The 17,456-nt window shown below is 73.9% G+C and carries 17 protein-coding genes and 1 pseudogene; 6 read left to right on the forward strand and 12 right to left on the reverse strand.

From position 1 onward, the window contains the following. Positions 1–61 precede the first annotated feature (61 nt). From AB0H71_RS18375 to AB0H71_RS18400, 6 genes and pseudogenes are all read right to left on the reverse strand, one after another. A complete protein-coding gene (locus AB0H71_RS18375; RefSeq protein ID WP_357021837.1) occupies positions 62–871 on the reverse strand; it encodes an ABC transporter permease in 810 nt (269 codons plus the stop codon). A 196-nt stretch (positions 872–1,067) separates the two neighbouring features. Continuing rightward, positions 1,068–2,054 (reverse strand): ABC transporter permease, encoded by a 987-nt coding sequence (locus AB0H71_RS18380; RefSeq protein WP_357021840.1) that lies wholly within the window; start codon positions 2,052–2,054, stop codon positions 1,068–1,070. A 2-nt stretch (positions 2,055–2,056) separates the two neighbouring features. Then, the gene (locus tag AB0H71_RS18385) at positions 2,057–3,619 is read right to left on the reverse strand and encodes an ABC transporter substrate-binding protein (RefSeq protein WP_357021995.1); all 1,563 of its coding nucleotides are present in this window, start codon (positions 3,617–3,619) and stop codon (positions 2,057–2,059) included. An 86-nt stretch (positions 3,620–3,705) separates the two neighbouring features. Then, positions 3,706–4,662 carry an ABC transporter substrate-binding protein gene (locus tag AB0H71_RS18390; RefSeq protein WP_357021842.1) on the reverse strand — a complete coding sequence of 319 codons (957 nt, stop codon included), beginning with the start codon at positions 4,660–4,662 and terminating at the stop codon, positions 3,706–3,708. Positions 4,663–4,727: 65 nt separating this feature from the next. Then, positions 4,728–5,489: pseudogene (locus tag AB0H71_RS18395) on the reverse strand (amino acid ABC transporter ATP-binding protein); the annotation flags it as partial. After that, positions 5,486–6,439 carry an amino acid ABC transporter permease gene (locus tag AB0H71_RS18400; protein WP_357021845.1) on the reverse strand — a complete coding sequence of 318 codons (954 nt, stop codon included), beginning with the start codon at positions 6,437–6,439 and terminating at the stop codon, positions 5,486–5,488. The gene AB0H71_RS18400 and the pseudogene AB0H71_RS18395, both read right to left, overlap by 4 nt. Positions 6,440–6,706: 267 nt before the next feature. Here AB0H71_RS18400 and AB0H71_RS18405 point away from each other — a divergent pair, with 267 nt between their 5' ends. Continuing rightward, positions 6,707–7,348 (forward strand): hypothetical protein, encoded by a 642-nt coding sequence (locus AB0H71_RS18405; RefSeq protein ID WP_357021848.1) that lies wholly within the window; start codon positions 6,707–6,709, stop codon positions 7,346–7,348. A 3-nt stretch (positions 7,349–7,351) separates the two neighbouring features. Here the strand turns inward: AB0H71_RS18405 and AB0H71_RS18410 are convergent, their stop codons facing one another. The 6 genes from AB0H71_RS18410 to AB0H71_RS18435 form a co-directional block, all read right to left on the reverse strand. After that, positions 7,352–7,726, reverse strand: a complete 375-nt coding sequence (locus AB0H71_RS18410) for a DUF6188 family protein (RefSeq protein WP_357021851.1) — start codon at positions 7,724–7,726, stop codon at positions 7,352–7,354. After that, complete coding sequence (locus AB0H71_RS18415) at positions 7,723–8,988, reverse strand: glycosyltransferase family 2 protein (RefSeq protein WP_357021854.1); 1,266 nt, start codon at positions 8,986–8,988, stop codon at positions 7,723–7,725. The genes AB0H71_RS18410 and AB0H71_RS18415 overlap by 4 nt, the downstream gene beginning before the upstream one ends. Positions 8,989–8,993: 5 nt before the next feature. Further along, positions 8,994–9,686, reverse strand: coding sequence for a DUF3153 domain-containing protein (locus AB0H71_RS18420; RefSeq protein ID WP_357021857.1), 693 nt, complete (start codon positions 9,684–9,686; stop codon positions 8,994–8,996). A 128-nt stretch (positions 9,687–9,814) separates the two neighbouring features. Then, a complete protein-coding gene (locus AB0H71_RS18425) occupies positions 9,815–10,618 on the reverse strand; it encodes a carotenoid biosynthesis protein (protein ID WP_357021998.1) in 804 nt (267 codons plus the stop codon). Positions 10,619–10,818: 200 nt separating this feature from the next. Next, entirely contained in the window at positions 10,819–12,372 is a 1,554-nt protein-coding gene (locus tag AB0H71_RS18430; RefSeq protein ID WP_357021860.1) for an NAD(P)/FAD-dependent oxidoreductase, read from the reverse strand. Beyond that, positions 12,369–12,980, reverse strand: coding sequence for an N-acetyltransferase (locus tag AB0H71_RS18435; protein WP_357021862.1), 612 nt, complete (start codon positions 12,978–12,980; stop codon positions 12,369–12,371). The genes AB0H71_RS18430 and AB0H71_RS18435 overlap by 4 nt, the downstream gene beginning before the upstream one ends. A gap of 199 nt (positions 12,981–13,179) precedes the next feature. On the opposite strand from AB0H71_RS18435, the gene AB0H71_RS18440 reads away from it, so the two are divergent. The 5 genes from AB0H71_RS18440 (at position 13,180) to AB0H71_RS18460 (ending at position 17,418) form a co-directional block, all read left to right on the forward strand. Continuing rightward, positions 13,180–13,677, forward strand: coding sequence for an SAV_6107 family HEPN domain-containing protein (locus AB0H71_RS18440; protein ID WP_357021865.1), 498 nt, complete (start codon positions 13,180–13,182; stop codon positions 13,675–13,677). Between the two features lie 170 nt (positions 13,678–13,847). After that, a complete protein-coding gene (locus tag AB0H71_RS18445; RefSeq protein WP_357021867.1) occupies positions 13,848–14,270 on the forward strand; it encodes a DUF3040 domain-containing protein in 423 nt (140 codons plus the stop codon). 437 nt (positions 14,271–14,707) lie between these two features. Further along, complete coding sequence (gene mraZ, locus AB0H71_RS18450) at positions 14,708–15,139, forward strand: division/cell wall cluster transcriptional repressor MraZ (RefSeq protein ID WP_067655215.1); 432 nt, start codon at positions 14,708–14,710, stop codon at positions 15,137–15,139. Positions 15,140–15,284: 145 nt separating this feature from the next. Then, complete coding sequence (rsmH, locus tag AB0H71_RS18455) at positions 15,285–16,262, forward strand: 16S rRNA (cytosine(1402)-N(4))-methyltransferase RsmH (RefSeq protein WP_357021870.1); 978 nt, start codon at positions 15,285–15,287, stop codon at positions 16,260–16,262. A 145-nt stretch (positions 16,263–16,407) separates the two neighbouring features. Beyond that, positions 16,408–17,418 (forward strand): hypothetical protein, encoded by a 1,011-nt coding sequence (locus AB0H71_RS18460; protein WP_357021873.1) that lies wholly within the window; start codon positions 16,408–16,410, stop codon positions 17,416–17,418. Positions 17,419–17,456 lie beyond the last annotated feature (38 nt).

Below are 17,456 nucleotides of genomic sequence, written 5' to 3' on the forward strand. Positions count from 1 at the left end.
GCGGGCTCGCCGCGGTCACGCTGCGCCCCCACGTCCGGGCTCGATGTGATCATGCGGTATCTCATGGGGTGTTCTCCCGGCTCAGGGCGCGCCCGGCCTGCTGCGCGGCGAGCACGACCGCCACGATCACCAGCCCGGGCAGCGTGGTCATCCACCAGGCGGTGGCGAGGAAGTTGCGGCCCTCGGAGATGAGCGAGCCCCACTCCGGGTCCGGCGGCTCGGCGCCGTAGCCGAGGAAGCTCAGCGCCGAGACGGCGAGCACCGCCATCCCGAACTCCACCGTGGCCAGCGCGAGCACCGGCTGGTAGGAGTTCGGCAGCACGTGCCTGGCCAGGTTGGTGTACCAGCGCACCCCGGAGGCGTGCGCGGCCTCCACGTAGTCGGCGTGCCGCACCCGCAGCACCTCCGAGCGCATCACCCTGGCGAAGTTGGCGACCAGCGAGATGCCGACGGCGATCGCCACATTCCTGGTCCCGAAGCCGAGCGCGGTGACGAGCGCCAGCGCCAGCAGCAGCTGCGGGATGGAGAGCAGCACGTCGACCACGCGCATGACGGCGGCGTCCACGATGCCGCCCGCGGCGCCCGCGATCAGCCCGAGCAGCGTGCCCGCGACCAGCGCGATCCCCACCGCGAGCAGCGTCGCGGAGAGCGAGGCGGCGGCGCCGTGCACCATCCGGGTGTAGAGGTCGCGGCCCAGGTTGTCGGTGCCGAACCAGTGCGCCGCGCTCGGCGCGCTGAACTTCTCCTTCGGGACGCCGATCAGCGGGTCGCCACCGGCGAAGAACGAGGGGGCGAGCGCCCAGCCCACGACGATCACCAGCACCAGTACCGACAGCACCAGCGGAATCCGCCCGCGCAGCGCGCGAGCCACCCGCCGCGCCCGGTGGCGCGAGGCGTCAGCGGGACCGGCCGCGGCACCGCTCGGCGGAGCCGAAACGGCCGAGCCGGTCGCCGCAGCGTCGGCACCGGTCGCCGCGGCGGGCGCAGGTGCCGCTCCCGCGCGGCCCGCGGCCGCACCACCTTCCACCTGCGGTCCGGAACCGCCGGACCTGCCCTGCTTGAGCAGCTCAACCACGTGCCGCCACCTCCTCGAGCGCGTCGCCCGCCCGCTCCCGCCCGCCGACCGTCGCGATCCGCGGGTCGAGCAGCGGGTACAGCAGGTCGACGACCAGGTTCACGACGACGAAGACCAGCGCGGTGACCAGCACGATCCCCTGCACCACCGGAATGTCCTGGGCCAGCACCGAGGTCTGGGTGAGCCGCCCGAGCCCGGCCCGGGCGAAGACCGTCTCCACCACCACCGAGCCGGCCAGCATGGTGCCGACCAGCACCCCGGCGATGGTGAGCGCGGGCACCGCGGCGGGCCGGGTGACGTGCCGCCACTGCACCCGGCTCCTGGAGGCGCCCTTGGCCAGCGCCACCGCGGTGAACGGCTGCTTCCAGGTGCTCGCGAACCCGGCGGCGAGCACCTGCGCGATCACCGCGCCGATCGGCAGCGCCAGCGTGAGCGCGGGCAGCACCGTGCCGCGCAGCCCGGCGCCGCCGAAGGCCGGGGCCCAGTGCAGCCGGAAGGAGAAGACCTGCAGCAGGAGCAGCCCGGTCCAGAAGGTCGGCACCGCCACCGCGATCGGCGGCAGCGCGAGCAGCGCGGTGCGCAGCCGCGGCAGCCGGGTCGAGCTCGCCGCCACGGCTACCGCGACCCCGCCCACCAGCGCCAGGACCAGCGCGAAGGCGGTGAGCGCCAGCGTCGAGGGGAGGACGTCGACGATGGCCTTCGTGACCGGCTGGCCGGTCGCCACCGAGCGGCCGAAGTCGCCGTGCAGCGCGTTCCAGAGCGCGGTCAGGTACTGCTCCCAGAGCGGCTTGTCCAGCCCGTAGCGGGCGCGCAGCTCCTCGATGGCGGCGGCGTCGACCGGGGAGTTGCCCGCGCCACCGTCGGCCGCGATCGCCACCGGGTCGGCGGGCAGCAGGTAGAGCACGACGAAGGAGACCGTGAACGTCGCCCACAGCACCCACACCGCCTGCAGCAGCCGCATTCCCAGATAGCGGGCCACGGTCAGCGCCCGCTCAGCCAGGCGTCGAAGAACTGCAGCCGCGCCGACGCCTCGAACTTCAGGTCATTGGTCTTCGGCCCGGCCCCGATCGCCTGCGAGAGCTCGATGGTGGGGAGCCACAGCCCGGCGTCGAGCACCTGCCCCTGCGCGGTGCGGATGAGTTCGGCGCGGGCGCCGGTGTCGACGGTGCGCAGCTGGGCGTCGAGCGTCTGGTCCAGCGCGGGCAGCGCGGCGCGGCGGTTCAGGTTGCGGCCGTCCAGCCCGAAGGTGGCGCGCAGGATATCGCCGTCGGCCCTGGTCGAGTTGTAGTAGACCGAGTCGAAGTCGCCGGAGTTCTGCCGCGCGGTGTACTCGCCCGCCGAGACCAGCTCCAGCCGCAGCTCCACCCCGACCTGGCGCAGCTGCTGCTGCACCAGCTCCAGGATCGCCTGGTTGCCGGCGAAGACCTGGCTGAAGGTGACGCCGAAGCTGAGCCGCTCGCCGTCCCTGGCCCGGATGCCATCCGAGCCGGGCACCCAGCCCGCCTTGTCCAGCGCCGCCTTGGTGGCCGTCTGGTCGAACTTCAGCCGCGCGGAGAGATCCTGATAGGCGGGGGTTTTCGCGCCGAGCACGCTGGTCGCGGGGGCGAACTGCGGGCCGAGCACGGTATCGATCAGCTCCTGCCGATCGATCGCGGTCAGCAGCGCGGTGCGCACCGCCGGGTCGCGCAGCGGGCCGCGGGTCACATTGGGCTGCAGGCCGAAGACCACGCCGGGGTTGGCCGTGGTGAGCACGGTGCCGCCGGTGGCCTCGATCTGCGGGGCGTCCTGCGGCAGCGCGTCGCTCACCGCGTCCAGCTGGTCGGAGGAGAGGCTGCCGGTGCGCACCCCCGACTCCGGGACCACGGTGAACTCGATCCGGTCCAGGTAGGCCTCGCCGTCGTGCCCGAAGACCTCGGAGCCCCAGGCGTACCCGGCCCGCTTGACCAGCGTCGCGGAGACGTTCTGGGTGTACGAGGCGTAGGTGAAGGGCCCGCTGCCGATGATCTTCTCGCCCTGGCAGCGCTCCTCGGCGGTGGCGGCATTGGTGGCGTCGGAGAGGATGCCGAGCTGCGAGGTCGAGGAGGCCTGCAGGAACTGCGCATTGGGCCGGTCGAAGGCGACCCGCGCGGTCCGCGGGTCCACCACCGTGGTCCCGGTGTAGCCGGTCAGGTAGCTCCCGGCCAGCGGGGCCTTCGCCGCGCCGATCCTGCCGACGGCGTCGAAGGTGCGCTTGACCGAGTCCGCGGTCACCGGGCTGCCGTCGCTGAAGGTCGCGTTCTCGGCCAGGGTGAAGGTGAAGGTGGTGGCGTCCGGGGAGATCTCCCAGCTGCGCGCCAGCCACGGCTTCAGCTCGCCGGTCTTCGGGTCCTGGTCGGTCAGCGAGTCGACGACCTGCCTGGTCACGTAGATGGTCTGGTTGCTGCCGCCCTGGGCCGGATCGGCGCAGGTCGGGGCCTGGGAGAGGCCGTAGCGCAGGGTGCCGCCCGGCTGCGGCGGACCGGCGTTCGCGCCGGAGCCGCCGGAATCGCCACCGCAACCGGCCAGCACGGCGGTGGCCGCGGCGGTGGCGGCGAGCGCGGCGAGGGGACGGCGGTAACGAATCACGGTGCTGCTCCGGTGGTCTCGACGGTTCATTTCTTCTTCGGCAGGCCGGGCGGGTTGATCCGCGAATCGGAGAGCGCCTCGGTCTGCAGCGACCAGCGGTCGATCACCCGGCGGTAGCTGCCGTCCGCGAAGGCGTGTTGCAGCGCGGCGTGGATCGGGCCGATCAGGCCGTTGTCCTTGCGGGTGAGCACGGCGATCTCGCCCTGCAGCTGCTCGCCGGCGCCGGAGAAGGTGGCGACGATCTTCGACTCCCTGGTGGTGGTGGAGTGGTAGATCGCGGTGGGGTTCGGGCCGATGAAGCCGTCCAGCCGGCCGGAGGCGAGCGCCAGGTAGTAGTCGCTGGTCTGCTGGAAGTAGGCGATATCGATGGGGGCCAGCCCCTCGGCGCGGTTCTGCTCGTTCCACTTCACCAGCAGCTGCTCCTGGTTGGTGCCGGTGCCGACGCCGATCCGCTTGCCCGCCAGGCTGGTTCGGTCCTTGTACTCCAGGCCGCCCTCGGCCGGTACCTCCAGCGCGACATTGTCCTGCCGGTAGGTGGCGAAGTCGTACTTCTCCTTGCGCTCCTCGGTGACGGTGACATTGCTGATGAAGGCGTCCACCTCACCGGAGTCGACCCGGACGAAGTTGTTCGACCAATCCGCGACCTGGATATCGAGTCTCAGCCCGAGCACATCCGCGACCAGCTGCGCGAAATCCACCTCGGAGCCGACCACGGTCTTGTCGTCGGTGGCGTAGAAGCGCAGCGGCGGCGCGGTACCCGAGGAGCCGGTGACCACGAGCGTGCCGCGGTCGCGGATCGCCTGCGGTACCAGCGCCGCGATGGCGTCCACCTTCGGCACCCGGACCCGGCCCTCCTGGGCCGGCGAGAGGTCGAAGACGATGCCGTCGGCGGTCTTTACCTGGTCGTCCTGCTCCGGGCTGCCGCAGCCGGTGACCAGCAGGGTCACGGCGGCGACGACGCCGGCGAGGGCGGTGAGCTTCATCGGGTACCTGTTCGGATCGGGGCGCCCTGATCGGAGCGCTCATCGGGCGTGGGTTGCCGGTCGGCGGCACGGAACCGGGCCAGGAAGGCCCGGGTGCGGGGGTGTTCGGGGGCGTCCAGGACCACCGAGGGCGGGCCCTGCTCGACGATCACGCCGTCGTCGAGGAAGACCACGGTGTCGGCGATCTCGCGGGCGAAGGCGATCTCGTGCGTCACGATCACCAGCGCGGTGCCGCTGTGCGCGAGGTCGCGGATCACCGCGAGCACCTCGCCGACCAGCTCCGGGTCGAGCGCGGAGGTGGGCTCGTCGAAGAGGATCACCGGCGGCCGCAGCGCCAGTGCGCGGGCGATCGCCACCCGCTGCTGCTGGCCGCCGGAGAGCCGGCGCGGGTAGGCGTCGGCGAAGCCGCCGATCCCCACCCGCTCCAGCAGCTTCCGCGCCTCGGCCTCCACCTCGGCGCGCGGGCGGTGCTGCGCGGCGCGCGGGGCGAGGGTGACGTTGTCCAGCACCGTGAGGTGGCCGAAGAGGTTGAACTGCTGGAAGACGAAGCCGATCCGGGAGCGCTGCTTGCGCACCTCGCGGTCGGGCAGCGCGTGCAGCTTGCCGCCGCGCAGCTTGTAGCCGATGAGCTCACCCGCCACGTGCACGGTGCCCGCGTCCAGCGGCTCCAGGTGGTTGAGCACCCGCAGCAGCGTCGACTTGCCGGAGCCGGAGGGGCCGATCACCGCGACCACCTCGCCGGGGCGCACGGTGAGATCGATGCCGCGCAGCACCGGGGCGGCGCCGAAACTCTTGCGCACGCCGCGCAGCTCGACCGCCGCGGTCATCGGGTGGCCCCGCGCGGGACGTTCGTCGTGGCCTCGCGCAGCACGGCGCGCACCCGCTGCAGCGGGGTCGGCGGCAGCTCCCTGGTGGCGCCCTTGGCGTAATGCCGCTCCAGGTAGTACTGCACCACCGAGAGCACCGTGGTGAGCACCACGTACCAGACCGTGGCCACCATGAGCAGCGGCACCACCCGGCCGTTCCGCCCGAAGATCACCTGGACCTGGTAGAAGAGCTCGGCGATGGCCATCACCGAGACGATCGAGGTGCCCTTGAAGAGGCTGATCACCTCATTGGTGGCGTTCGGCAGGATCGAGCGCATGGCCTGCGGCGCGATCACCGTCCAGAACTGCCGCCCGCGCGGAATGCCGAGCGCGGCCGAGGCCTCCAGCTGGCCGGGGTCGACCGCGAGGTACCCCGCCCTGATGATCTCGGCGGCGTAGGCGGCCTGGTGCAGCGCCAGCCCGATCACCGCGGCGGTGAAGCCGCTGATCACGCCGTTGACCTCGAAGTCGACGAAGGCCGGGCCGAACGGGATGCCCACCGAGAGGTGCTTGTACAGGTACGCGATGTTGAACCAGAAGAGCAGCTGCACGATCAGCGGGATGGAGCGGAAGGCCCACACGTAGGTCCACGCGATCACCTGCAGCACCGGGTTGTTCGAGAGCCGGCCGATGGCGACCAGGGTGCCGAGCAGGAAGCCGAGCACCGTGCCCCACAGCGTGAGCTCGATGGTGAGCTTCAGCGCCGCCAGCACGGAATCGGCGGTGAAGTACTGCGCGAAGGTCGGCCAGTCCCAGCCCGGGTTGGTGACCAGGCCGTGCGCGAACTGCGCGACCACCACCAGCGCGGCGATCGCGACCAGCCAGCGCCACGGGTGGTACTGCCTGGCGACCTCGGGCAGCGCCGGATCGTCCTGCTGCGTGGGTGGCGCCGCGGCGACGGACGCACTCATCGCGGGGTCCTCATGTGTCGTTCCTCCATCGGTCCCTGCGGTAGCTCGAGCCGAGTCATCATGCGAGCCGGTGGCGGTGGCGGCCAAGGGTAGAAATCAGCGTGAACGGAGTCCTTGGACTTTGCTTCGGGGCTGCGGAGAATGTGGGGGCCGAGGGGGAGACGTGCGTCCTCCTATCGATTGCTGACTGTTTGCTCGGCGCGGTTACCGCAGTTCCCGGGCATTGCCGGGTACCGTCCGGGGCTCACCGATGTCGAGGAGCCCGCCATGCGCCAGCCGACCCGTTCGCTCGCCCGCGGTGCCGCTGTCGCCGCGCTCACGCTCGCGCTGGCGGGCACGCCGGGGCTGGCCGCCGCCGCGCCCGCCGATCCGCTCGCCGCCTACCGCTCGATCGTCGAGACGCTCGGCGCGCTCGGCGTCCAGCCGTTCCTGTACCCCACCGCGGCGCCGTTCTGCGCCGACGGGGCGCCGCTCGGGCTCGTTCCCGCGGTCGCCGGCGCGGTGCCGGGCCCGTGGCCCGGCGCGCTGCTCCCCATTCCGGGGCTGGACCAGGCCGCCGTGCGCGCCGGCCAGGTCATGTTCACCTTCCTGCCCGCAGGGATCACCGACGGGTCCGGCATGCAGGTGCTCTGGCTCAATATCGCCACCGGCCGCAGCGGCGCCGCCGCCATGGGCTCGCTCGGCGACGTCGCCGCCGGCCTCCTCCCCTCCGGCCTCCCGCCCGAGGTTCGCGCCATCGCCGAAGCGGCCGTCCGCGATTTCCTGACCAGGGCGATCCCGGTGGGCGGGGTCCGCGCCGTCCCGGTCGACACCGGCCGCGGCACCGTCCTCGCCGCCGTCTTCGGTTCCGTCCGCAACGGCGACACCACCTGCTTCTTCCTCCCGACGGTGGGCATCATCTCCGCCTGACCGTCAGGCGCCCGGCCACACCGCCAGTTCGCCGCCCGGCAGGCAGACGACTCGGTAGCCGTCCGGGCCGGCCAGGGTCCATGCCTCGTAGTCGGCGTCGGGCGGCACCACGAGCCGGGTCGCGGAATCGAAGTCGACGGTGAGAACGCCTGCGGGATCCACTGTCGCGGCGGTGATCGTGCCGCGCAGCGCCGATGCCAGATCGGTCCGTGGGCCCCCGTCGTCTGTGAGCGATACCGCCCGACGGTCGCTGTGCGCGGCCTCGAGGTCGAAGTCGCCTTCGATCTGCAGCTCGAACCCGTCGGCGGTGGAGAGCGCGACCAGGTGATCGTGCACCGCGGCCGTGATCTGCCGTCCGGTGATCGGCAGCTCCCTCACCCGGATGGCGTCGCTCTGTTCTTCCAGCTCAGCTGGGCGCGGGCGCGGGCGCGGTGGGAGCGGAGGGTGAGGCGGAGGTAGGCGGTGACGGCGAGGGGGTGGGCGAGGGCGGAGAGGAGGTCGGTGGGGTGGGGGCGGGCGCCGGTGTCGAGGGTGCGGGCCAGGAGGCGGCCGGTGACGGCGGCGGCGTAGCCGGCGGCGCCGATGCGGCGGGTGCGGCCGCGGCCAACGAGCGCTGCCAGCGGGGGGAGGGTGTAGGTGAGGGTGGTGAGGGCGCCGACGGCGAGCGCGGCGGCGGGGGAGCCGCCGTAGGCGGACCAGAGCCAGCGGGTGTAGCCGGCGTCGAGCGCGGCGGCGTCGCGGTACATGCGGGTGCGGGCGTGCGGGCCGGCGGCGGCGACGGCGGTGCGGTGCCCGGCGCGGCGCAGGGCGCGGGCCAGGTCGATGTCCTCGGTGGCGCTGGCGGCGACCACCTCGTGACCCCCGGCGGCCCGGTATGCGGCGGCATCCATGACCAGGAACTGGCCGCAGCCGAGCGCGGTGGAGGTGCGCAGCCCGCGCTCGGCGAGCCGCACCGGCAGCGTGGCGGCCCACGACCAGACCAGCAGCGGCTGCAGCAGCGCCTCGTAGCAGGATCCGGCCAGCTGGTGCGGCCACGGGGAGAGCAGGCCGAGGCCGTCGGCGCGGAGCGCGGTCACCGCGGCGGCGACGGCGCCGGGGGCGAGGCGGACGTCGGCGTCCAGGAAGACCAGCACGGGGGTGTCGGCGAGTTCGGCGAGGCGGGCGCAGGCGGCGGCCTTGCCGGTCCAGCCGGGCGGGGGTTCGCGGTCGGAGCGCAGCACGGTGATCCGCGGGTCGCCCCCGGCCGCGCGGCGGGCTGCCTCCTCGGTGCCGTCGGTGGAGGCGTCGTCCAGGATGAGCACCCGCAGGCGCGGGACCCCGGTCTGCGCGCGCAGGTCGGTGACGAGCCGGGGGAGCAGGGCGACCTCGTCGCGGGCCGGGATACAGACCGTCACCGGCTCGAGTACGGCCGCGCCCGGCGGCGGAAGTCTGCGCACCGTGAGCAGGTTGTACCCGGCGAGCACCGCGCTCAGCCCGGCCAGCCCCGCGCCCGCCCGCACCGCGGTCGCCGCGGCGCTGCGCCGCGGCGGGTGGCCCGCGGGCGCAGCACGCAGCGCGAGCGCGGCGGCGTGCCGAATCGTCGGCCCGAGCGCGGCATCGGATGCGCCGCGCCATACCCGCGCGGCAGCGCGAAACACCATGCGGCTCAGCGGTTCCCGCGCACCGAGCTCAACCAGCGCCCCGGCGTGAACCCCTTCGGCGCCCCGGGAACCGGCGGATTGCGATCGAGGTACGCCACCGCGGCCACCATGGCGGCGACGGCCAGCGTGATCCCGCCCATGATCCCGGCCCAGCCGGCGAACGAGCGGGTGTTCGGGTCGGCGTAGCTCACCTCGGCGCGCAGCGTGGAGACGTCGCCGGCGGGCAGCTTCCAGGAGACCACGTCGTCGCCCTCGCGATTGCCGTTGGTCTTGGCCACCCGGGCCGGGAAGGCCACGGTGAACTGCACGTCGGAGCCGTGCGGCGGCAGCGTCTTGAGGTCGACCCGGCCGAGCAGGCTGACCAGGTCGCCGGTCCGGGTGAACTGCAGCTGGAACATGCCCTGGGTCTGCTCGGAGAGCCCGGAGAGCTGCTGCACCTCGCCGAACGAGAGATCGTCGAAGAACACCTGGCTGCCGACGTAGCCGTCCTGGGTGTACGCCTCCACCCGGAGCTTGCCCGCCAGCGTCTCCGGCACCGTCAGCTGCGGCCCCTTGTCGCCCGGCTCGACCGGGACGACGGCGGCCACGATCCGCCCGGAGACCCGGTCGTTGGAGGAGACGCCCATCGAGACCTGCGCGCGCAGGCAGCCGGCCAGCGCCGGGACCAGCAGGGTTGCCAGCAGCAGCGCGCCGAGCACCCGGGTCCGGGTGACTCGGGAGCGGAGGACGGCGCGGAACCCGCGTGGAGGCTCCGGACGAACCGGAGCGACGGGCACGACGGAGCGGGGACTCGGTTGCACGGCTCACATCGTGCCAGGCGCGCCGCTCAGGACGCCAAGCGACGGGCGGCCCGATCCCGCCCGATTCCGCGCACCCCGCGGACCAGCAGCGGAACACCGAGCACGCCCATACCGAGCAACCCGTACCCGGCGGACCACGGCAGCCCGAGGAATGCCAGGTGCGCCAGGGCCGAGCCGAGCCAGGTCCAGAGGAACACGGCCACCGGCACCGCGGGCCCGGCGCCCCCGGTCTCCCGGCCGCGCCGGGCGCGGCGCTCGGAGGCGGTCATGAGCGCGCCCATGAGCAGCGCCACCAGGAACCAGCCGAGGTAGTTGGTGAGCGGGATGGCGGGCAGCCCGGGGAGCCCGGCGTCGGTGACGCACCAGCTCCACTGGCCGTCGGTCACCATCTGCGGGTCGAGGAAGAGGTCCCAGCCGACGGCGCCGACGGCGCTGAGCAGGATGCGGGCGCGCGCGGTCCGGCAGAGGAGCCCGGCCACCACCCAGACCGGGTAGATGCCGCCGGTCCAGGCCAGCGGGACGGCGAGGGGGACGTCGGCCAGGGCGGGCTCGAGCTTGCCGACGGCGTAGGCGTAGCAGCCGAAGGGGTAGCCGGTCGCGGTGCCGATCAGCTCGGAGAGCAGGCCGATGCCGGAGAGGATGGCGAGCGTGCGCAGTGCGTACGCCGCGCCGAGCGCCGCCACGGCGTGTGCGAGCGCGGTGCCCGCGAGCAGGACGACCACAAGAGTGGTGACTCGGTCGCGTGCGGTGCCATCGGTGAGTGGGTAGGCGATCTGCGCTGCGACCAGCAGGATCGCCAGCAGCGCCGCCACCGGCGCACCCTGGGTCAGGTGCCGCAGGGCAGGCCCCGGCCCGTCGACGGTCTCCGGTTGCTCGGTCGCTCCCCGCCCGTGTGCGAGCGGGCGGCGGGGCGTCGGCGGTGCCTCCGCGATCGGGGTCTCGGCGGCCGGTTCCTGCCCGGTCACCGCCTGGTCGCCGTCCGGAGTCCGCTGCCCTGCCGTGCCGTCGCTGTCCGGGTCCCGGGGCGACGTCACCGCCGCGCCAACCGGCGCAGGAGCCCGCCCCGGCCGAGCACCGCCTGCGCGGTCCGCCGCCCGGCGGCACCGGAGACCCCGCCGCCCGGGTGCGTGGAGGCGCCCGTGAGGTACAGCCCGGGCGCACCGGGCACGGTCCCCTTGGCCAGCTCGGGCAGCGGCCGCCACATCATCATCTGGTCCAGCGACATCTCCACGTGCATGACATTGCCGCCGCGCAACCCCAGCTCCCGTTCCAGGTCGAGCGGGGTCTGGGTGTGCCGGTGCTCGATCGTCCCGGCGAACCCGGGCGCGAACCCCTCCAGCTCGGCGACGATCCGATCCGCCTCGCGCTCCCCGAGCGCATCCCAGTCGCCGTCGGCGAGCCGGTACGGATGCCACTGCGCCCAGAGCGAGAGCTGATGCCGCTCCGGCGGCGCGATGGTCGGGTCGAGCGCGCTGAAGCTCATGGCGAGCACCACCGGCTTCGGCGGCAGCTCCCCGGCCAGCGCCGCTCCGTGCGCGCCCCAGAGCGCGCGCCGGTCGCGGACCAGCAGCTGCAACCCCGACGCCGAATCCGCCTGCTCGGCACCGGGGTAGCGGGGCAGCGCGGTGGTGCCGAGCCGGACCACCATCCCGATCCCGGGCCCGACCCGGATGCGGCGCCGCCAGTCGTCCAGCGGCGCGGCGTCGAACCCGCCCGCCCCGAGCAGCTCCAGCGTCTCCAGCACGTGCGCCCCGGCGACCACGGTCCGCGCGTGCAGCACCGCCCCCGACTCGGTGCGCACCACCCACCCGTCCCCGGCCCGGCGCAGCGCCGCGACCGCGTCGCCGGTGCGCAGCTCACCGCCGTCGGCGCGGAGCCGGGCGGCGAGTGCGGCGGTGAGCGCCCCGCTGCCGCCGACCGCGCGGCCCGGCGGCAGCGTGTGCATGAGCGTCGCGAAGCCGATCATGGGCGCGGTGCCCGGCTCCGACATGGGCGGCCCGGACTGCGCCCCGAACCAGGCCAGCGCGGCCCGCAGCCGCTCGCTCTCGAAGGTCGAGTCCAGCAGCGCGTCCCCGGACTGCAGGAACTCGCGGGAGAGCGCGCCGCCCCCGTCCGGCGCGCTCAGCCCCCAGAAGGCGCGCGCCAGCTTGCCGCCGGTCGGCGGCACCCCGAAGGCCCGCATGACCCTGGCGCTGCGCGGCCCCCACACCCCGACGAAGCGGCGGTAGGCGTCGGCGTCGCGGGCGCCGCAGGCCGCCTCGATGCTCGCGCAGGTGCGCTCCAGGTCGCGGGCGAAGACCAGCGGCGGCTCGCCGGGCACGAAGGCCCACGGGTCGCAGTCGACGTAGCGCAGCCCGAACCGCTCCAGCTCCAGCTCCTCGACGATCCCGGTGTGCCGCACCATGAGGTGCGCCGACGAGCCGCGATCCACCGCGTACCCGGGGAAGCGCTCGACCGTGGAGACGGCCCCGCCGATCACCTCGTCGCGCTCCAGCACCACCACCCGCTCCCCGGCGCGGGCCAGGTAGCAGGCGGCGACCAGGGCATTGTGGCCGGAGCCGATGACGGCGACGTCGGCGTTCACAGCGGCAGCGAGCGGCCGAGCACCGCGAACGGCCGGTTGTCGCCGGCGAAGACGAAGTGCCGGATGACGTCGGTGAAACCGGTGCGGCGGTAGAGCCGCCAGGCCCGGTTGTCCTCGGCCGCGACCTCGGGGGTGGAGAGCAGCACCGAGCGCTCCGGCCGGTCCTGCAGCAGCCGGGTGAGCAGCATCGAGCCGAGCCCGCGGCCCTGCGCCGCCGGGTGCACGTGCAGCTCGGTGAGCTCGAAGTAGTCGGTGAGCAGCTCCCTGGTGGCCGGCTCGGACCAGCCACAGCGCCGCATCCCGGCGTGCACCTGCTGATGCCACCACTGGTGCGGCGCGCCGCGGTAGCCGTAGGCCACCGCCAGGATCGGCGCGGAGCCGAGGTCGACCCGGCCGTGCTCGTCCGGCTGCACCGCGGCGACCGCGCGCCAGCCCGGCCTGGTGGTGTGCTCGGTCCACATGGGGGCGCGGTGGTTCTCGGTGCCGCGCGGATACGCCATGGCCGCGACGTAGACGCCGAGCGCGTCGGGGAGCCGGGCGCGCAGGGCCGGGACCGAGAGGTCGACGATGGTGGGCGCTGGCAGGTGATCGGTGGTGGCGGCGCTCATGTCTTCCGTCGGGTGGGGGCGGCCGATGGACATGCGCCTGCCTGCGGGATCGCCGATCCGGTCGACATGTCGGTGGCTCGCTCTATAGTCGGTGTCAATGGAATCGTTCGAATGCCTGTTCGATCTGCTGTCCGTCCGGGCTGCTGCTCAGCCCCTGTCAGCACGATAGTCCAGGTGCGCGACTGTGGAGGGACCGCTGATGTCCGACGGCAATCGAACCTCCTCCGGCCCGGGTGCGAACGGCCGGGGCGGGATGGGGCCGCCCGCCGGGGAGTCGTCCGCGCGGCGCGGCCGGGCGGGCAGCCTGCTGAAGAAGGCCGACGGCCTGCTCATGGCCGCCGCGGGGGAGCCGGACCCGAGGGAGTGCTTCCGCACCGCCTACCTCGCCGCGCTGCGCGGGGCGGGCGCGGTGCTCGCCTTCACCGGGGCCGACACCGCGCCGCGGGCCCGTTCCCGCAATGCCTGGGTGCTGCTGCAGCGCGCGGCGCCCGAATTCGTCATGTGGGCCGATTACTTCAGCGCGCACTCCGAGCTGCGGGCCGCGCTGGAGGCCGGCCTCGATCGGGAGATCGGCAGGCCGGAGGCGGTCGAGTTCCACTCCCGGGTCGGCGCCTTCCTGCACGACGTGGAAGATCTGCTGGCCAGCGCGGCCCGGCTGCGCCCCGCTCCGGGGTGGACCGGGGGAATGTCGGCCTGACCCGCCGAGGGCAGTTGCACGCGACACCGGGGTGTTATGACCGAGTAGGTGGTACGCCCCTGATCGAACTCGTATCATGGGAAGCGGACAGCCGCCAAGGTCGGCTATCTGTCGTCTACCCAACCGCTTGGGGTGGATGACCGCCACGCCCTAGTGCCGGGGGAGGTACCGTGCCACTCTCCGAGCACGAGCAGCGCATGCTCGAACAGATCGAGAGCGCGCTCTATGCTGAGGATCCGAAATTCGCCTCGTCCGTCCGCGGCGGGCGCCTCCGCACGACGACGAGTCGCCGGAGACTGCAGGCCGCGGCGCTCTTCGTGCTCGGCCTTGTCCTGCTGATCGCGGGCATCGCCATTCCGGTCCGGCCGGGCGGGTTCCCCGTCATCAGTTTGGTCGGGTTCATCGTCATGTTCGGCGCCGGGGTGCTGCTGCTGGTCGGGGGCTCCCGGGCGGCCGCGCGCGCCGCGGACCGGGAGTCCGGTGCCGCCGGTGGCCGCGCCCAGCCCCGCGGCAGCCGGCAGCAGCGCCGCTCCGGCGGCGGCTTCTCCGAGCGCATGGAGGACCGCTTCCGCAGGCGGTTCGAGCAGGACTGACGCTCCGCCCCCACCGCGCACAGCGGTCGACGACGGCGGCGCCGCACCCCCGGGTGCGGCGCCGCCGTCGTCCGCGTGTCCGCGACGCGCCGACATTTGCCGCCTGATCCGGCTCGGCACTCCGCGCTGCCGCGCGCCGTCTCCCAATCCGCCCCACGGGCCGCCCCACCGTGCCCCACCGGCCCCTCCGGCGATCTTCGCAACCCTCGCACCAGGGCGTTTGCTGAGCGTTTCCCGGCCATAGCGGAAAGGAATCGCCGAGCCGGGTCGGACGCCCTTTGTGCCCCCCACACCAGTGATAGCTGGAGTGACCTGCGCGAACCGTTTTCCGGGGAGCCAGATCACCTCCGGTTTCGATTGAAAGTGGGGGAAAGTGGGGTAATGTGGAGCGCGCACTACAGGAGGCCGTCCGGTTGCTTCGGTAGGGAGGTGTCGAAGTGTTCTTCGGTACCTACACACCGCGGCTGGACGACAAGGGGCGACTCACGTTGCCTGCGAAATTTCGAGACGATCTGGCGGGAGGGTTGATGGTCACGAAGGGGCAGGACCACAGCCTCGCCGTCTATCCCCGTGAGGCGTTCGCGGAACTCGCGCAGCGCGCCGCGGCGGCGTCCCGTACCGATCCGCAGGCGCGCGCCTTCGTGCGCGCACTCGCGGCGGGCACCGACGAGCAGCGTCCGGATGCCCAGGGTCGCATCACCTTGTCGGTCGATCACCGGCGCTACGCCAACCTGACCAGGGACTGCGTGGTGAACGGGTCGATCGAGTTCCTGGAGATCTGGGACAAGCAGGCGTGGGAGTCCTACCTCGCCGATCACGAGGAGGACTACGCGCAAGGGAGCAACGAGTCGCTGGGCACGATCTTCTAGCCCCCGGAGCAGGCGAGTGCGCCGCGGCCTCTGCCCGGACGTGGACCCTGACGTACTTCCCCGACGCCAGGTGCCGCGCCTCGGTCAGAGACCACGGCGCATTCGCCGCCGACAGCGCTTCTCAGCCGGAATCCAGGAGGTCGAGGTGGATCACGCACAGCCAGGCCCCCGGCACGTGCCGGTGCTGCTCCGGCGGTGCGATTCCCTCCTCGGCCCCGCGCTCGACGCGCCCGGCGCCGTCTACCTGGACGCCACCCTCGGCCTCGGCGGCCACGCCGAGCACTTCCTGCGCAGCTACCCCGGGCTCCGCCTGATCGGGCTGGACCGCGACACCACCGCGCTCGAACTCGCCGGCGCCCGGCTCGCGCCCTACGCCGACCGGGTCACCCTGGTGCACACCCGCTACGACGGCATCCCGGCCGCGCTGGAGCGCGCCGGGGTCGGCAGCGGCGGCGTCTCCGGAATCCTGATGGACCTCGGCGTGTCGTCCATGCAGCTGGATCTGGCCGAGCGCGGCTTCGCCTACTCCGTCGACGCGCCGCTGGACATGCGGATGGACCCCACCACCGGCCCCACCGCCGCCGACGTGCTCAACACCTACAGCCACGGTGACCTGGCCCGGGTGCTGAAGACCTACGGCGAGGAGCGGTTCGCGGGCAAGATCGCCTCCGCGGTGCTGCGCCGCAGGCAGCAGCGGCCCTTCGCGACCAGCGCCGAACTCGTCGAGCTGCTCTACGCCACCATCCCGGCCGCCACCCGCCGCACCGGCGGGCACCCGGCCAAGCGCACCTTCCAGGCGCTGCGGGTGGAGGTCAATGCCGAACTCGACTCGCTGCGGGCCGCGCTGCCCGCCGCGCTGGACGCGCTCCGGGTGGGCGGGCGGCTCGTCGTGCTCGCCTACCAATCGCTGGAAGACCGCGTGGTCAAACAGGAATTGGCGAAGCACACGGTGTCCCGCACCCCCGCCGGGCTGCCCATGGAGCTGCCCGGCATGGGCCCGACCTTCCGGCTGCTCACCCGCGGTTCGGAGAAGGCCACCGACGCGGAGATCGAGGAGAACCCGCGCGCCGCCCCGGTGCGGTTGCGCGCGGCCGAGCGGATCGAGGAGGGGGTTACCCCATGAGCGAGTCGGGTCCGGACGCGGGAGTGCGGCGTAGCCACGGAGAGCGCTCGCTCGCGCCGGGCGCCGGTATGGGCGAGCCCGGCCTGAACGCGGCGGCGAAGCGTGGCCACGGTGGACCCGCGCTCGTGCGGACGGGGTACCGCCGATGAGCGTGCGGGCGCGGGCCGCGGAGGCGCCGGGGCGGCTGGCACGCCGGGTGCAGGCCGCCGAGCGGGTGAAATCCGGTGCGGCGCAGCGGGCGTACGCGCGCAGGCGGCTGCGGGCGGAGCAGCTCGGGCTGCTGCCCGCCGCCTCGGCCGTGCGCACGGCGGCGGTGACGGGGCGGATTCCGTTCGTGATCGTCATCCTGGTGCTGCTCGGCTGCGGGCTCGCCTTCACCCTGCTGCTCACCACCCGCGCCGCCGAGGACAGCTACCAGCTGAGCGATCTGCGCGCGGCGAACCAGAAGCTGCTCGACGAGCGGGCCGCGCTGCAGCGCGAGGTGGAGGCGGCGGATTCGGCGCCCGAACTCGCCAATCGGGCACGGGAACTCGGCATGATCCCGGCCATCGATCCGGCGCGGCTGGTGCTCGCGCCGGACGGGACGGTCACCGTGGTCGGTGAGCCGGCGCCCGCGCAGGGTGCGCCGGTGCCGCCGCTGAACAACAACCGCGGGGAGCGGGTGGTGCCGGTGACGGCGCTGCCGCTGCCCGGGTCGGCGCCTGCCCCGGCGCCCGCGCCCGCCGCCGCGCAGCCGGGTGCCGTGCCCGGTGCCGGGGTGGGGACGCTCGGTGTCCCGATCGACCCGGTGACGGGTGGTCCGGTTCCCCAGGGCGCCGCCGGAACCGGTGCCGCCGCGCCCGGCGCGACCACTCCCGGCGCCACCGCGCCCGGCGCCGTGCCGGACTCGCCGCCCGGCGCAGGTGGCGCTGCCGCGCCCGGGACGGGCGGTGCTGCCACGCCCGGCGGGGGTACTCCTTCCGCGCCCGGCGACGCCGCCGCGCCCGGCCCGGCTGTTCCCGCCGCGCCCGGCCCGGCTGTTCCCGCCGATCCCGGCGTGGGCGACCCCGGCGGCGACCCGGTCGCACCGGGCGGCGGCGATATCGCCGCCCCCGGCACCGTGGTCCCCGCCCCCGGCGCGACCGAACTCACCCGCCCCGAGGCGGCCGAGCGGTGAGGGAGAACAGGGGCGGCCGTCCCCAGCGGGCCCGGACC

Origin of the sequence: Nocardia sp. NPDC050697 (assembly GCF_040654395.1) — a bacterium.
In the GTDB taxonomy this organism is placed as follows: Bacteria; Actinomycetota; Actinomycetes; order Mycobacteriales; family Mycobacteriaceae; genus Nocardia.

Coding starts and splice junctions, on each gene's coding strand:
- AB0H71_RS18390 (WP_357021842.1), bottom strand. CDS start 4,662: ATGAAGCTCACCGCCCTCGCCGGCGTCGTCGCCGCCGTGACCCTGCTG.
- AB0H71_RS18400 (WP_357021845.1), bottom strand. CDS start 6,439: ATGAGTGCGTCCGTCGCCGCGGCGCCACCCACGCAGCAGGACGATCCG.
- AB0H71_RS18405 (WP_357021848.1), top strand. CDS start 6,707: ATGCGCCAGCCGACCCGTTCGCTCGCCCGCGGTGCCGCTGTCGCCGCG.
- AB0H71_RS18415 (WP_357021854.1), bottom strand. CDS start 8,988: ATGGTGTTTCGCGCTGCCGCGCGGGTATGGCGCGGCGCATCCGATGCC.
- AB0H71_RS18435 (WP_357021862.1), bottom strand. CDS start 12,980: ATGAGCGCCGCCACCACCGATCACCTGCCAGCGCCCACCATCGTCGAC.
- AB0H71_RS18440 (WP_357021865.1), top strand. CDS start 13,180: ATGTCCGACGGCAATCGAACCTCCTCCGGCCCGGGTGCGAACGGCCGG.
- AB0H71_RS18460 (WP_357021873.1), top strand. CDS start 16,408: ATGAGCGTGCGGGCGCGGGCCGCGGAGGCGCCGGGGCGGCTGGCACGC.